The organism is Arthrobacter sp. 05T45 (assembly GCF_056395875.1).
On record NZ_JBFTKI010000015.1, the window covers coordinates 1 to 15616 of the forward strand.

Sequence of the window (15616 nt, forward strand, 5' to 3'; positions counted from 1 at the left end):
CCGCCGGGGGTGCCGGTGGTGCGTTCGACCAGGGCATCGGCCATGAGCTGCCCGCGGCCCCTCGGGTCCCCGGCGGCGCGGAGGGTGTCGGCGTGCCCGGTGAGGGCCTTGTAGACGGCGACGCCGGCGGTCACGGGCAGCAGGGCGGTCAGGCAGGTCATCGCTTCGGGGGCCGGGCGGAGGCTGACGTGCCGCTCGGTGGCGGCGTGCGCGGCGCGTTCGGTGACGGAGCGGGGGTCACGCCGGTACGCGGCGGCCCGGGCCCCGGCGACCAGGGCCCGGTCACCGGCCCCGGCGAACGTCCCGGCGTCGGGCGCCAATTCCTCGTCGACGGCGGCCCGGTCCGCGGCGCTCAGGCAGGCGGTTTCGCGAACGAGCAGGGTGGCGCGCCATTCGTTCAGCTGGCCGGTTTCCAGGGCGGTGAGGGTGTGCGGCATCTCGGTGATCAGGGCTTTGGCCAGGCCCAGGAGCCGGCCGCCCCTGGCCGGGGATTCGCGCCGGGCCAGGGCGATCTGCGCGCCGATCCCGGCGCCGAGCTTCTCGGCCGGGACCCCGAGCCGGGCTTGTTCGCGGCGCTGGAGCAGGTCGAAGGCCACGGCGAGCCGGGCCTGTTCCGCGGTCGCGGCGGATTTCCAGTCCTCCAGTTCCCGGATCCGGTCAATGATCCCGGCACTGTCCGTGGGCGGACAGCCTAAGCCCACCGGTCCGGCGGCCAGCCGGCCCGCGACGGCCGCCTCCCTGGTGCCCGGAATGGCGGCGGCATCGCCCTCGGCGGGGCCGAAGCCGGCGTCGCCGTGTCCTGCCGGAACCACTTCGGGCCCCTGATTGCCGTCCATGAATCCAGTGTTTCAGGGACCTCTGACAATCAGGTTCTTTCCTGCGGATCGTACGTGCCCGCTCCACCGGGTCACCCGTCCTCCACCGGAACCCCTCCTGCCGGGGAGCGCAACGCGCACAATGTGAACTAAGTCTGCTCAGGCCTCAGCCGGGGAAAAGGCGCCTCGGAATTGCCGCGGTCTATCGCCGCGCGCACGGAGGGGTCCAGCGGATAATTTTCATACTCCATATTCAGGAAATCGATCGCCGCAGAGGGTGCGAACGGGAAGTCAGTTCCGTATGTGATGCGGCCCGGGTCAGCTACCTCAAGCAGGCTGGGCAGGGCCGCCGGGCTGGCGGATAGGGCCACGTCGTAATAAAACCGGCGCAAGATGGACTGCTTCTTATCTCCCAGCGCCGCCAGTGCGCTGAGGGCCAGGCCCTTATCGTTGAGCATCGTCAGCAGGATCCTGTAGGCGATGTAAGGCACGAAGCCGCCCGCGTGGGCCAGGATGAACCTGATTCCCGAGAACTTTTCCATCGCACCGGACAGGATCAGGCTGATCGCGGTGCGGGTCGTGTCGAGCAAGAAATCTGCGGCAAAGGCGGGTATGCCCGGCACCGCCGGACCGGGCAGTTCAGCGGGGTGGATGAACACTACGGCCCGGCGGTGGTGCAGGAACTCCAGAAGAGGCTCAAAGCCAGGATCGCCCAGATAGCGGCCGGCGTTGTTGGCCAGCAATACGATCCCGTCCGCGAGCAGGGTGTCCAGGGCGTACTGGGCCTCCGCCAGGGCGCCTTGCACGTCCGGCAGCGTGAGCGTCGCGAAGAACCCGAACCGCTCAGGCCGGGCCGCGACCACCTCCGCACAGTATTCGTTGATCTCCCGCGCCCGCCGACGTGCCTCCGCAGCGTCCCCGAAGTACACGCCGGGAGTGGACAGGGACAAGATGCCGGTCTGCACGTCGTGCCTGTCCATGAACTTCAACGCTGAGCGCTCGGACCACGACGGCAGGCCAATGCCGCCGGGGCGGATGCCCTCTTCAAGCATCCAGCGCGCATACCCGGGCGGAACGATGTGCTGATGCGTGTCAATGCGGTACGGCCGGCCCATCCGGATCCTTGTCCACGTCGTTTCGCTGATATGCGGGCCCTCAGCGGATGTGAACAATCTACTCGCAAATCCGACCCCTGAGCAGACCGCCGAACGGTGCCTGGGACTGCGCTAGACCGTCACTGTGTGCTCTTCGAACTTCTGTGTACCAAGGCCGCGGGCGCTGGGATCCGTTCTCTTAGTCGCCCTGCTGGTTGTCCGTGGTCAGCGCGCGTCCGGGGGTCGAGGTGACAGGTGACGGCAGAGGCTAGAGCGCGTAAATGAACGTCCTGAAGGACACATGAACAGGTGCCGCCCCGCCCACGTGAAAGTAACAATCCATGAGCAACAGCAAAACGCGCAGACCCTATCCCGGAACTACGACCGCCAAGTGCCTCGGCCCCTAGCCATAGGCCTCAGGAATCCACTGACAACAGCATTGAGATTCCTTCTATTTGTGCTTCCGGTTAGGCGGGCCCGACCCAGTAGCGGCGTTTGCCGTTGCGGCTGTCTTCGTAGACGCCACCGTTCTTTTCGATTGTGGCCCGGGAACCGGCGTTATCTTCATCGCAAGTGAGGAGAATTCGGGCGATGCCCAGCTCCCTGGCAATTGGCAGGGCGTTGGCCAAGGCGGCAGCTGCGTGGCCGCGGCGCCGTGCGGAGGGCCTCACGCTGTAGCCGATGTGCCCACCCTGATTGAGAAGGAAATCGTTCAGCTCGTGCCGGATGGCCAGTGAGCCAAGGAAAGTGTCACCGTCCACGATCCACAGGTATGTGCAGGGTACGTACCCTGTTTTCCTCGGGCTCTCCGGCCGGGCATCGTTGACGAGGGCATCGACGAAGCGGCGGAACGACTGGTCATCTTCGAGTTCTTCCAGTGGCCAGTCCTCCGCACCCGCGCCGTCCCGGTGGGCGCCGTCAAATTCGGCGGATCCTTCCAGCCAGGAGGAGTGATAGATGACGTCCGGAGCGATAAGGCGAGGCATTACACGATCGTATTCGAAGGGTTCTCCTTTTCTCAGGAGTTGGTCCGGTCCTCGGTGCACCGGGCAAACCCTCAGCGCCCACCTTGCGCAAAGCCCGCAGGCCCGAAAGCGCCGCCGCATCCGTGCCGAAAGGGCCAACACGGGGCCCCTGGAACCGCTCCGTATTTCAGATCGGTAACGGATGCTCCTATGCTTAGCTGGAGCCTTTGTAAGGATTTGGGGGCGAGTAGTCGTGAGGAAACCGGTATATGAGTAGTGTTCTGACAATCCGCGGAGGCGTCCCGCTAACTGGCCGCGTCACCGTTCGCGGGGCCAAGAATCTTGTCCCCAAGGCCATGGTTGCCGCCCTTTTGGGCAATGAGCCATCGGTGTTGCGCAACGTGCCTGAAATTAAGGACGTCGAGGTTGTCACGAGCCTGCTCCAGCTGCACGGCGTCAGGGTGGACAAGGATCCCGTGACCGGCGATCTGACGCTTGACCCGAAGGGCGCCAAGACGGCCTCCAGCACGGCCATCGACGCCCACGCCGGCGATTCGCGCATCCCGATCCTGCTGTGCGGGCCGCTAATCCATGCCATCGGCGAGGCCTTCATCCCGGACCTGGGTGGCTGCAAGATCGGCGACCGTCCGATCGATTACCACCTCAATGTCCTGCGCCAGTTCGGCGCCGTCGTGGAAAAGCGCCCCGGCGGCATCCACATCTCCGCGCCCAACGGGCTCAAGGGCGCCAAGATTGCGCTGCCCTACCCGTCCGTGGGCGCCACCGAGCAGGTCCTGCTGAGCGCCACGCGCGCCGAAGGCATCACCGAACTCTCCGGGGCGGCCACCGAACCGGAAATCGTGGACCTGATCGCGGTGCTGCAGAAGATGGGCGCCATCATCAGCGTCCAGACGGACCGCACCATCCGCATCGAAGGCGTCCGGGACCTCGGCGGCTACAACCACCGCGCCCTCTCGGACCGCAACGAGTCCGCCTCCTGGGCTTCCGCGGCCTTGGTCACCCGCGGCGACATCTTTGTCGAAGGCGCCACGCAGCGCGACATGATGACCTTCCTGAACACGTACCGCAAAGTCGGCGGCGGCATGGACATCGGCGACGACGGCATCCGCTTCTACCACCGCGGCGGCAAGCTCAACCCCCTGGTCCTCGAAACAGACGTGCACCCCGGATTCATGACGGACTGGCAGCAGCCGCTCATCGTCGCACTGACCCAGGCCGAGGGCGTTTCGATTGTCCACGAGACCGTCTACGAGAACCGGTTCGGCTTCACCGATGCACTGATCCGCATGGGCGCCAATATCCAGGTCCACCGCGAGTGCCTCGGCAGCGTGCCGTGCCGCTTCGGCCAGCGCAACTTCCTGCACTCCGCCGTCATCTCCGGTCCGGCGCAGCTCAAGGGCACCGACATCGACGTCCCGGACCTGCGCGGCGGATTCAGCCACCTCATTGCCGCCCTGGCCGCCACCGGCACCTCCCGCGTCACGGGAATCGACATCATCAACCGCGGCTACGAGCGCTTTACCGAGAAGCTCGCGGGCCTGGGCGCCGATTTCGACATCACCTCGGCCAAGTAGCGGGGGACCCGTGAAGGAATCGGCCAAGAGCCACGTCACGTTCGTGACAGTCGCCGGGATCATCCGGCCCGTGATGAACCTCCTCATGGGAAAGAAGTGGGAAGGCCTCGAAAAGCTCCCCGCCGGGGGCTTCATCGCCGCGCCCAACCACTGCACGGAAATCGACCCGCTGGTGGTGGGGCACATGCTCTACAACCAGAAACGGATGCCGCATTTCCTCGCCAAGGCCGGCCTCTTCAAGGTGCCGGTCCTTGGCGCCGTCCTGCGCTCCACCAAGCAAATCCCGGTGGAACGTTCGACGACGGGGGCGAACCGTTCGCTGCAACTCGCCAAAGAGATCGTGAACGAAGGCGGGGCGATCATCATCTACCCAGAGGGAACCCTGACCCGGGACCCGGCACTCTGGCCGATGAAAGGGCACACCGGTGCCGCGCGGATGGCACTGGAGAGCGGCATTCCCGTGGTGCCCATCGCCCACTGGGGTGCCCAAGAGGTCTTCCCGCGGTATGCGAAGCGTTTCTACATTTTCCCCCGCAAGACCTCCCGCCTGGTGGTCGGGGATCCCGTGGACCTGAGCGCCTTTGAGGGCCGCTCGCTGGACAAGGCGACGCTCGACGCAGCCACGAATGCCATCATGGACGCCATCACCGGCCTCCTGGCGGGACTGCGTGGAGAACAACCGCCCGCGCAACGCTGGAACCCGGCGGCGCACAACCAGCCAACGCACGGCCGTATAGACCCGGACGTCACAGAGTGACGGCGGATTTGGCGATGTCGGCGGCCCGCGAATCCGGGTCCGCCGCCACAGTGGCCGTCCTGGGGGCAGGCTCCTGGGGCACGACCTTCGCCAAGGTCGTGGCCGACGCCGCCACAGCCTCCGGCGTCGAACGAAATATCCGCCTCTGGGGCCGGCGGCCCGAAGTCGTGGACCAGATCAATACCATGCACCGCAACGAGCAGTATCTGAAGGGCATCACGCTGCCGGCCAGCATCACGGCGTCGAAGGACGTTTCCGAGGTCCTGGCGGGCGCGGAGCTGGTCATTCTGGCCGTGCCGGCACAAACCCTGCGGCCGCAACTGAAGGCCTGGAAGGAGCATCTGGCGCCTGGGGCCGTCGTGGTGTCCCTGATGAAGGGCCTCGAGCTCCACACAGATGCCCGCATGAGCGAGGTCATCGGCACGGAGCTGGACCTGCCCGCGGACCGGGTCGCCGTGGTATCCGGTCCCAACCTGGCCATGGAGATCGCCCGGGAAGAGCCAACGGCATCCGTCGTGGCCTGCACGGAACCGGTCACCGCAGGCTGGATCGCGCGCAGCTGCACCGCGCCCTATTTCCGCCCGTACACCACCAACGATGTGGTCGGCGTCGAAATCGGCGGGATCGTCAAGAACATCATTGCTCTGGCCGTGGGAATCTGTGAAGGCAAGCAGATGGGGGACAACACCAAGGCCTCGGTCATCACCCGCGGCTTGGCCGAAACCTCACGGCTGACCCTCGCCCTGGGCGGCGAAGCCCGGACCATGGCGGGGCTCGCCGGCCTGGGCGATCTCGTGGCGACCTGTTCCTCGCCCCTGTCCCGAAACCACACGGCCGGCAGGCTGCTGGGCAAGGGGCTGACCCTCGACCAGGTCACCGCCGAAATGAAGCAAACGGCCGAAGGCATCAAGTCCAGCCAGGCGGTCCACGAACTTGCCGGAAAGCTCGGCGTCGATATGCCGATCACGGCCGCCGTCGTCGCGGTCCTTGCCGGAAAACTGTCCGTAGACGAACTGGGGCCGCTGCTGCTGTCCCGGGACCTGAAACCCGAAGGCGATTACTGAGAGTGTCAGAGAACAACATGACCACAGACGGCCGTACGGGCCAGCCCAAGCCCCGCGTGGCGGTGCTGTTCGGCGGTCGCTCCAGCGAGCACGCCGTCAGCTGCGTGACAGCCGCCGGCGTCCTGGGAGCCATCGACAAGGACAAGTACGACGTCATCCCGATCGGGATCGCCAAGACCGGCCAGTGGGTTTTGGCGTCCGGCGGAACCGACGAGTGGTCGCTCTCCGCCTCGTCGCTGCCCGAGGTGGCCCCCTCGGCGCAGACCGTGACCCTGGCCGAGATCGGCGGCGAGCACCAGCTGATCGTCGCAGCCCCGAACACCGTCCCGCAGGAGCTGGGCGCCGTCGACGTCGTCTTCCCGCTGCTGCACGGGCCCTTCGGCGAAGACGGCACCATCCAGGGCCTCCTGGAACTGTCCGACACCCGCTACGTGGGCGCGGGCGTGCTCGCGTCCGCCGTCGGCATGGACAAGCACTTCATGAAGGTGGTCTTTGAATCGGCCGGGCTCCACGTGGGACCCTACATCGCCGTGACTGACCGGCAGTGGCGCAACGATCCCGAGACCGTCCGCAAGCGCGTGGACCAGCTCGGCTTCCCGGTCTTCGTCAAGCCGGCCCGGGCAGGGTCTTCCATGGGAATCTCCAAGGTGGACTCCCTCGAGGGCCTCGACGCCGCCATAGAGATCGCCCGCGAGCACGACCCCAAGCTGGTCATCGAGGCCGGCATCACGGGCCGCGAGATCGAATGTGCCGTGCTGGAGGGCCGGGGGACCGATGCTCCCCGGACGTCGATGCCGGGTGAGATCTCCGTCGCGGGCGGCGGCCATGAATTCTATGACTTCAACGCCAAATATGTGGACGACGCCGCTGCCCTCAGCTGCCCGGCCGACCTCCCCGAAGAAGCGATCACCCGTGTCCGGGAACTGGCCGCGGTCGCCTTTGACGCCGTCGGCGGCGAGGGACTGAGCCGGGTTGACTTCTTCTACACCCCTGATGGCGAACTGATCATCAACGAGATCAACACCATGCCCGGGTTTACGCCCAAGAGCATGTACCCGCAGATGTGGAACGCCTCAGGACTGGGCTACGCCGACCTGATTGACGAGCTGATCCACCTGGCCCTGCACCGCAAGACCGGCCTGCGCTAGAACCGCGCTGCGCTGGAACCGGGCGGGCGCGGATGCGCCTGCCCGGGCCTACTTGCTGGTGGGGAGGTTCTGCAGGTCCTCTTGACCCACACATTTCCGGGTTGCCGGGATCTTCAGCGCGGCGGCGGAAAGGTCCGCCAGCACGGTGGCCGAACTGATCTTGTCCGGGTCCATCAGGATCTCCGTGGCCGGTTCGCGGCCGAACGTGGTCAGCGTCCACACGGGGTCGCCTTCCTTGATGACCCAGTCGACTTCGTTGACGCTGACACAGCGGTCGGTCGTGGGTCCGGGAACGTTGACGCCGCAGCGGAGAATCACTTGGGACGGATCGCCCCAGGCCGCAGTGGCCTGTGCGTTGGTCTTCCGCAGCTTGGCATCGCCGATCGCGTCCGGCAGGGCCAGCATCATCGGCGCGCAGGCCGCGTTCGCGGCATCCTTGGCGGGCTTGACGTCGACAACCGGGGAACACGAGGTCAAGGCCAGGCCGGCTGCGGCGGCCGCCACAGTCAAGGACAGGCGCGCGGAAACCAGACGGCTGAAAGGGAGCATTGATCCAGCTTATCCCGGTCCGCGTGGCGCTATGGTCCCGGTTTGGAGAGTAAAGGTAGCATCTCTAGGAACAGCCTGACTCTTACCATCGAGTAGACTGGGACCTCGTGCATCAGTGGGGCTCTGCCGACAATGACGTTAGTGTTGGCCGCATAACGCACACCTGATTCAATCTCGCACTGTGGGGGAGGGACTGTCGATGACGTCGTGCAGCCGAAAAAAGTCTATACGAGTGGGGCTGGGAGCTTTGATCCTCGCCGGCTCAGTCATGGGCACGGCGACAGCGGCAAACGCCGCGGTAGCCGTTCCCCACCCTCTCATCCGATTCCTGACCACGACGCCGGATCCTTCGCCCGGCGGTGGCTCCGGTGATCCTCTGCAGCCAGCGGACCCCGCTCCTGAGCCTGCACCTGCTCCCGACCCTGTTCCGGTCCCTCCGGCACCTCTTCCGGAGCCAGCCCCGACTCCTGCGCCCGCACCAGCCCCGGCTCCTGCGCCCGCACCGGCGCCTGCGCCAGCCCCCGCACCGGCGCCTGCGCCTGCGCCAGCCCCCGCGCCGGCGCCTGCGCCCGTGCCTGCTCCGGTGCCAGTACCCGCTCCTGCGGTGGTAATTCCCGCTCCTGTTCCGGTGCCCCCGCCCGTCCCGGCCCCCGTCGTCGAGGAAACCCCCTCGGAAACCCCGACCCCGACACCTACGCCTACACCGGCGCAGTCCACGGCTCCCGCTGTCATCGCGACGCCCACTCAGCCGCCGGTCATGGTGAAGTCCGAGGTCCAGGCCGCCGTGGCCGTTGCTACCGGCAGCCCCCTGGCCGTCCAGACCATCACCGTGCTGGTCTTGCTGGGCCTTGGCTTTGCCTACTTCCGGTTCATCGGTTCGAAGAAGGCCACCGGCGTCCCCCGGACCGGTAAGTCCTGACACCCGTGCAGGATGAAGCCCTGGTGGAATCTGCAGCGCCCAAAACCAAGTATGACGGCGTGCAGATCACGCTGATCACCCACTCCTATTGGCCGGAGCAGAGCCCGCCGCAGCGGCGCTGGACTGCCATGATCAAGGAGTTCACGCACTCCGGCTGGGATGTCGACGTCGTGACTCCGGTGGCGCACTATCCCTTCGGCCGGCGGGCCCTCCCGCGCTGGATGGCCGGAAGGCCGTTCCGGCTGCGTAACGGCCAGTTCACCGAAAAAATCCTCCACGTCCCCTACCTGCGCCACGGCAACTCCCGCGCCGCGCGCCTGCTGGACCAGTGCTATTCCGCCCTCATGTCCGTCCCCGCCGGGATGATGGTCCGCAAGCCCGACGTCGTCATTGTCACCGCTCCGGGGCTGCCTTCGCTGGCTGCCGGCTACGCGCTGGCCAAAATGCGCCGCGTCCCGCTGATCGTGGAAATGCGCGATGCCTGGCCGGACCTGGCGCGCGACGCCCGCCTGGTCCAAGGCAGTGTCAAAAGCGTTGTGGAGCACGCGGTGGACTTCGTCCAGCACCGGGCAGACCTCGTGGTCACAGTGACCGAGGGATTCGCGGCCACGCTGCGTTCGCGCGGAGTCCGCAATGTCGCCACCGTCAGCAACGGCGTGCATCTGGACGCCATTCCGGTCGTGGGGCCGCCTGAACCGGAACGGGACGTCTTCGAGGCCCTGTACCTGGGGAACCACGGCGAGAGCCAAAAACTCGATGTCGCCATCCGTGCCAGTGCACTGGTGGGGGACTCGATGCACCTGCACTTGGTGGGCCACGGTACCCAAAGGCCAGCGCTCGAGAAGCTGGCACGTGAGCTGAAGGCTCCTGTCACGTTCCACCCGCCACTGACCGGGGACGCCATGCTGGAACGCTACTCGTCGGCGGACACCTGCATTGTCTCCCTGCGGGACGACTGGAAATCCTTTGAGACCACTGTGCCGTCCAAGACTTATGAAGTTTTGGCGATCGGCCGGCACATCACCGCTGTAGTGAAGGGAGAAGCGGCGCGAATCGTCTCGGACGCCGAGGCCGGCGACATCGTGGCCAGCGACCCGGAAGCGCTGGCCACACTGTGGCGCGAGCTGGCAGCCGACCGCGGCCGTTTGGTTCGCAACGGCGACAGCCGCCAGTGGGTCAAGGCTAATGCCGAGTACGAGCAACTCGCCGGCCGCTACATGGAACTCATCACCGAACTGCTCGCGGATACCGGCCCTAGCCGATGATGCAGCTCCTCAAGAACGTGCATCTGGCCCAGAGCGTGGTCCGCCAGCACTTGACTGACGATCCCGTCATGCTGTTCCTGCAGCTTTCGCGCAGGCTGCCCTCGGCGGTACTTCCGCTCGCGAAGCGTCTGTGCCAACTGGCCCCGAAGAACTCCACCTCCGCGGCCGTGCTGTTCGCGGCTCTCGCCGCCGGAGATGGCGCCGACGTCGAGCGCCGGCTGCGCATCGCCGCCGGCGGCAACGTCGAAGGCGAGCGCGCACGACGGCTGGCCGACGTCGCCCTTGCCGCGAACCTCCCGGCGTTATCGGACGATTTCCTGGCCAAGGCAGGCACGGCGCAGCGTCTCAAACAGGCCCGGGCACGTCGCCTCTGGTATGACGGCGACGTCAGCGGCGCGGTCGAGGCCCTCCATGGCTCAGGAGCGGCGGGACAGCGGCAACGTGCCCGCCTGGCTGCTGAGGCGGCCATCCTGACGGACGCATCGCCCTCCCTGGAACGCCGGCCCTACGAACCGGTTCCCGGCCGGATTCTTCATCTACTGACGAACTCGCTGCCGCACACCGCCAGCGGTTATGCCCAGCGCTCCCACTCGACGTTGCTGGCCCAGCAGGAAGCCGGCTGGGACGTGCTTGCCGTCACCAGGATGGGTTACCCCGTGCAGGTCGGTAAACTTCTCGCGAAATCTACGGACACCGTGGACGGGATCCGGTACCGGCGGCTCCTGCCGGGCACGATGGCCTCGTCCATTGACGCCCGGCTGCAGCAGCAGGCGGAGGAACTGCTGGCCGTGGCCCTGGACTTCAAGCCGAGTGTGCTGCATACCACCACGCACTACGTCAACGGACTCGTGGTGCGGGCCGTGGCTCAGGCTCTCGGGATTCCCTGGGTCTACGAGGTCCGCGGCCAGCTGGCCGACACCTGGGCCTCCACCCGCGGACCCGAGGCGCGCAACAGCGAGAAGTACCGGATGTTCCGGCGCCGGGAAACGGAAGTTATGCAGGCCGCCAACCTCGTGCTGACCCTCGGGACGGCCATGAAGGCCAACATCGTCGCTGCCGGAATTCCGGCCAGAAAGGTCCTGATTGCCCCCAACGCTGTTGGCGGTGACTTCCTTACCGAGCCGCTGGACAGGGCCAGTGCCCGGCGTGAGCTTGGTCTCGCAGAAGACGCGCAATTTATCGGCACCGTGAGCAGCTTGGTACCCTATGAAGGGATCGAGGACCTCCTCGCCGCATTTGTGCGGCTTGCGGGGGACCTTCCTTTACTTCGTCTCCTGATCGTAGGTGACGGGTCCTCCATGCCATCGCTGCAGATTCAGGCGCAGCGGAGCGGATTCATCAACCGCATCACCTTTACAGGCCGGGTGCCTCGGAGCCAGACGGCCCTGTACCATCAGGCGCTGGATGTTTTCGTTGTGCCGCGCAAGGACCTGGAGGTGACGCGATCCGTGACACCGCTCAAACCCGTGGAGGCCATGGCCTGTGCCCGGCCCGTGGTGGCCAGCAACTTGCCGGCGTTGGCGGAAATCGTCGAAGACGGCGTAACCGGCCTATTAGCGGAGGCGGGGGATCCTGTCTCAATCGCCACGGCGATCCGGGAATTGCTTTCGGACCCGGAACTTGCAGCAAAGCTCGGAGCTGCCGGCCGGGAACGCGTGTTGCAGGAAAGAACATGGGCCGCCAACGCGGTTGCCCTGGCACGAGAGTTGGAAATGCTGGGAGTAACTAGATGAGCATCCAAGAAAAAACGGAAGCTGAACAAACCGAAGCCGTGCTGACGGAGGCACCCGCCACGGTCTCGGTGCCCGTGAACCTTGCCCGGCTGAGCAAGGTGGGGCAGCGGCCCGATTTCCTGGATTACCTGGTCCAGTTGTGGGACCGCCGGAGTTTCATCCTGTTCGATGCCCGGGCCAGGGTGCAGAGCGGCCACGACAAGACCCATTTGGGAACCGCCTGGCTTGTCTTGACGCCAGTCCTGAACGGTCTCAGTTTCTACCTGATCTTTGGCGTGTTCCTGGGCACCAGCAAAGGCATTGACAACTTCATCGGCTACCTGATCATCGGCGTCTTTACGTTCCAGATGAGTACGCGGTCCATCCTTGGCGGAGCCAAGTCGCTCACTGGTAATACATCAATGATCCGTGCCTTCCAGTTTCCGCGTGCGTCTCTGCCCATCGCCGTCAACGTGCGCGAGCTCCTCTCTAACATTCCCGTGACGATCGTCATGCTGCTCTTCGTCATCTTTACGGCGCCGGCCGAGGAAATCACGTGGCGGTGGTTCCTGATCATTCCGGCGATCCTGCTGCAATTCCTGTTCAACCTGGGGATTGGCATGTTGCTGGCGCCGGTACTGCTCAAAATCCCGGACCTCAGCCACCTGCTCTCGTTCCTCATTCGTTTCCTGATGTATGTCTCCGCGGTCTTCTTTGCTGAGAGCCGCTTCGGCAAGTATCCCGTGATGCGCACCATCATGGATTTCAACCCGGTCTTCCAGGTCATCAAGGTCATCCGTGACACGGTTCTTTACGACACCACACCGTCCTGGCGGGCCTGGGCAGTTTTGGGGCTGTGGGCTCTGGGTTCGGTAGCGGCCGGACTCTTTGTCTTCTGGCGCGGAGAGGAAAGCTATGGACGTGTCTGAGGTGTCAGGCGGCCACATCAACGAGCCGACAGTAGTAGTAGACGACGTTTCGGTGGTCTACCGGACCAAGAACCAAACCCCCGGGCGGACTAATGCCCGGACCTCGGTCCTGAAGAGGCTTCGCGCGCCCCGGCGCGGCGACTCCGTGGTGAAGACCAAGGCGTTGAGCAAGATTTCCTTCGTGGCCAACCAAGGCGACTCCATTGGGGTCATTGGCCGCAACGGCTCGGGTAAGAGCACCCTGATGAAGGTGCTTGCGGGTCTGATCATTCCCGATTCCGGCACTGTTTACGCCGCGAGCAATCCCATCCTTCTCGGTGTCAACGCGGCACTGATCAGCTCCATCTCCGGTGCCCAGAACATTCGGCTCGGCTGCCTGGCCATGGGCATGAGCCACGCAGAAATCGATGCCAAGTTCGATGACATTGTCGAGATGTCCGGGTTGGAGCACGAGATCTACCACCCGATGAACTCCTATTCCTCGGGCATGGGGGCGCGCCTCCGCTTTGCCATCGCCGCTGCCGTGGACCCCGAGATTCTGCTCATCGATGAAGCGCTCAACACCGGTGATGCCCAGTTCAAAGATCGCTCCAAGGCCAGGATGGAGCACGTGACCAACCAGGCCGGAACCGTGTTCGTTGTCAGTCACAGCCTCGGGACAATTACGGGCATGTGCAACCGCGCCATCTGGATCGACAAGGGCGACTTCATCATGGACGGAACCCCGGATGACGTCGCAAAGGAATACCGGAACTTCATTTGGCGCATGAACGAGGGCAACGCCGATTACGGCCGCCAGATCCGGGCGGAGCTGATGGCAAGCCTTCCGGAAATGCGAACCACGCTGCTGCCCAACGGCTGGAAGCGGTCCAGGTAGCGAATGAGTCTTCGAAACAAGACGGCGTACTGGCGCCGAGCACTTTGGCACGCCCGTCGGGGTGGTATGGCCCAGGTCAAGAGCTATCTCCACCGCAGCACGGCCGAGCGCGACGAGGCCAGCCTGGCCGGAATTCGCGGCGCTGAAGGTGCTTGGCGCGGCTTGGGACGCAGCCGGCACCTGATCTTCCGTGAAGCGGCCATTGACGTCGCGCAGCCGCGGAACCCGGGTCTGCGAGTCGGCATCATCATGGACGACTTTTCCGCGGCGGCATTCTCCGCCGAGTGGACAGTCGTGGCGCTCAGGCCGGACAGCTGGCGAGAGCAGCTGCGCGATGAGGCACTGGACTTCGTCGTCGTCGAATCCGCCTGGGCCGGCAACGCCGGACTCTGGCGGGGCAAAATCACGGGCCCCGCCGGCCCCGCAGTCGTCTTGCAGGAATTGGTGGAAGGATGCCGGGCGGCCGGACTTCCTGCGGTCTTTTGGAACAAGGAAGACCCGCCTCACTACGTGGACTTTCTCCCCGCGGCGAGATTGTTCGACCACGTCTTTACCACCGATGCCAACATGCTTCCCCGTTACCGGGCGGACCTGGGCCACAGCCGGATTTCTGTGCTGCCCTTTGCCGCGCAGCCCCGCATCCACAACCCGGCCCGGCCCCGGCACGGCTGGCACGCCCGCGAGATTGCATTCGCTGGAATGTACTTTGCGCACAAGTATGAGGATCGTCGGCGCCAGATGGAGTACTTGCTGGGCGCGGCCGTGGACGCGACGGCGGGCAAGCGTCCAGGCTTTGAAATCTTTTCACGCCAGCTTGGCAGGCAACCGCAGTATCAGTTCCCCGGAATCCTCAAGAAGCACGTGGTGGGATCCCTGTCCTACAAACAGATGCTGACCGCCTATAAGGCGTACAAAATCTTCCTCAACGTCAACTCCGTCACGGATTCGCCGTCGATGTGTGCCCGGCGCATATTCGAGATCACGGCGGCGGGCTCCTGCGTAGTCTCCACTCCTAGCGCGGCCATCACGGAAATCTTCCCGGGCAATGAGATTCCCACAGCAGACAACCGGGACGATGCCGCGCACCTGCTGAAGGCGCTGACGGCCAACCCGGACTACGCACAACGCATGGTCCACAAGGCCCAGCGCAGAATCTGGGCAGAACACACCTTCAGCCACCGGGCACAGTCCATCGCGGCCGCGGCGCGGCCGACCCTGGCCGCGCCGGCGCCCAGGGCGCAGGTATCGGTCCTCGTCTCAAGTTTCCGTCCGCAGCAACTCGACCATGTCATTGCCGGCGTCGCCGCCCAGAAGGGCGTGGATGTCCAACTGGTCTACCTCGCCCACGGGTTTGAGGTCGACGACGCGGCATTCCGGCGAAAGTGCCTGGAAGCCGGGATTCTCGACGTCGTGGTTCTTCAGGAACCGGGGCAAACGCTGCTCGGTGAGTGCCTGAATGCCGCCGTGGCGCGAGCCGATGGCCGATTCTCCACCAAATGGGATGACGACGACATTTACAGCCCCATGTACCTGGGCGACCAGGTCAACGCCATGATGTACTCCGAGGCCGAGGTGGTGGGAAAGCGGGCGCATTACATGCACCTGGCCGGGGCTGGTGCCACGATCCTACGCAACCCGCAACTGGAACACCGGTTCGTGGAAGCAGTCTCCGGACCGACGATTTTCGCTGCCACTGACACGTTCAGGCGCCTACCCTTCCAGCCCGTGCAGCGTGGAGAGGACTCGCGCTTCCTGGGCGACGTCATTGAGTCGGGCGGTCGGGTGTACTCCGCCGACCGCTTCAATTACTGCCAGATGCGCGCCGCCGACGTGGCGTCACACACTTGGCAAATCACTAATGAAGAGCTTCTGGCTTCTTCAAAGATTCAGTTCTTCGGTTCGCCCGAAGACCACATTTTAGTTTAGG

General features: G+C 65.1%; 15 protein-coding genes. 11 read left to right on the forward strand and 4 right to left on the reverse strand.

Annotation, left to right across the window (positions count from 1 at the left end):
• The 3 genes from AC1DGD_RS14270 to AC1DGD_RS14280 all read right to left on the reverse strand — a co-directional run.
• The coding region (locus AC1DGD_RS14270; RefSeq protein ID WP_476857217.1) for a 13E12 repeat family protein at positions 1-836 on the reverse strand (836 nt) is incomplete at its 3' end.
• Positions 837-964: 128 nt separating this feature from the next.
• Positions 965-1930: an amidohydrolase family protein gene (locus AC1DGD_RS14275; protein ID WP_476857218.1), complete on the reverse strand. Its 966-nt coding sequence runs from the start codon at positions 1928-1930 to the stop codon at positions 965-967.
• A gap of 446 nt (positions 1931-2376) precedes the next feature.
• Positions 2377-2895 (reverse strand): GNAT family N-acetyltransferase, encoded by a 519-nt coding sequence (locus AC1DGD_RS14280; protein WP_230012081.1) that lies wholly within the window; start codon positions 2893-2895, stop codon positions 2377-2379.
• 248 nt (positions 2896-3143) lie between these two features.
• On the opposite strand from AC1DGD_RS14280, the gene murA reads away from it, so the two are divergent.
• Genes murA through AC1DGD_RS14300 form a run of 4 tightly spaced genes read left to right on the forward strand, consistent with a single transcriptional unit; the run spans position 3144 to position 7438 of the window.
• On the forward strand, positions 3144-4469 hold the full coding sequence (gene murA / locus AC1DGD_RS14285) for a UDP-N-acetylglucosamine 1-carboxyvinyltransferase (protein WP_028278332.1): 1326 nt from the start codon (positions 3144-3146) through the stop codon (positions 4467-4469).
• 10 nt (positions 4470-4479) lie between these two features.
• Positions 4480-5226 carry a lysophospholipid acyltransferase family protein gene (locus tag AC1DGD_RS14290; protein WP_476857219.1) on the forward strand — a complete coding sequence of 249 codons (747 nt, stop codon included), beginning with the start codon at positions 4480-4482 and terminating at the stop codon, positions 5224-5226.
• A gap of 14 nt (positions 5227-5240) precedes the next feature.
• On the forward strand, positions 5241-6290 hold the full coding sequence (locus AC1DGD_RS14295) for an NAD(P)H-dependent glycerol-3-phosphate dehydrogenase (RefSeq protein ID WP_476857278.1): 1050 nt from the start codon (positions 5241-5243) through the stop codon (positions 6288-6290).
• A 17-nt stretch (positions 6291-6307) separates the two neighbouring features.
• The gene (locus AC1DGD_RS14300; protein WP_476857279.1) at positions 6308-7438 is read left to right on the forward strand and encodes a D-alanine--D-alanine ligase family protein; all 1131 of its coding nucleotides are present in this window, start codon (positions 6308-6310) and stop codon (positions 7436-7438) included.
• Positions 7439-7486: 48 nt separating this feature from the next.
• Here AC1DGD_RS14300 and AC1DGD_RS14305 read toward each other — a convergent pair whose 3' ends face one another.
• Complete coding sequence (locus AC1DGD_RS14305) at positions 7487-7987, reverse strand: DUF3515 family protein (protein WP_476857220.1); 501 nt, start codon at positions 7985-7987, stop codon at positions 7487-7489.
• Between the two features lie 359 nt (positions 7988-8346).
• On the opposite strand from AC1DGD_RS14305, the gene AC1DGD_RS14310 reads away from it, so the two are divergent.
• From AC1DGD_RS14310 to AC1DGD_RS14340, 7 genes are all read left to right on the forward strand, one after another.
• Positions 8347-8598, forward strand: a complete 252-nt coding sequence (locus AC1DGD_RS14310) for a hypothetical protein (protein WP_476857221.1) — start codon at positions 8347-8349, stop codon at positions 8596-8598.
• Between the two features lie 17 nt (positions 8599-8615).
• On the forward strand, positions 8616-8906 hold the full coding sequence (locus tag AC1DGD_RS14315; RefSeq protein ID WP_476857222.1) for a hypothetical protein: 291 nt from the start codon (positions 8616-8618) through the stop codon (positions 8904-8906).
• Positions 8907-8929: 23 nt separating this feature from the next.
• Positions 8930-10171 (forward strand): glycosyltransferase family 4 protein, encoded by a 1242-nt coding sequence (locus AC1DGD_RS14320; RefSeq protein WP_476857223.1) that lies wholly within the window; start codon positions 8930-8932, stop codon positions 10169-10171.
• Positions 10168-11904, forward strand: coding sequence for a glycosyltransferase family 4 protein (locus AC1DGD_RS14325; protein WP_476857224.1), 1737 nt, complete (start codon positions 10168-10170; stop codon positions 11902-11904). Before AC1DGD_RS14320 ends, AC1DGD_RS14325 begins: the two co-directional genes overlap by 4 nt.
• The gene (locus AC1DGD_RS14330; protein WP_476857225.1) at positions 11901-12812 is read left to right on the forward strand and encodes an ABC transporter permease; all 912 of its coding nucleotides are present in this window, start codon (positions 11901-11903) and stop codon (positions 12810-12812) included. The genes AC1DGD_RS14325 and AC1DGD_RS14330 overlap by 4 nt, the downstream gene beginning before the upstream one ends.
• A complete protein-coding gene (locus AC1DGD_RS14335; RefSeq protein ID WP_476857226.1) occupies positions 12799-13689 on the forward strand; it encodes an ABC transporter ATP-binding protein in 891 nt (296 codons plus the stop codon). The genes AC1DGD_RS14330 and AC1DGD_RS14335 overlap by 14 nt, the downstream gene beginning before the upstream one ends.
• 66 nt (positions 13690-13755) lie before the next feature.
• Positions 13756-15615 (forward strand): glycosyltransferase family protein, encoded by a 1860-nt coding sequence (locus AC1DGD_RS14340; protein ID WP_476857227.1) that lies wholly within the window; start codon positions 13756-13758, stop codon positions 15613-15615.
• Position 15616 lies beyond the last annotated feature (1 nt).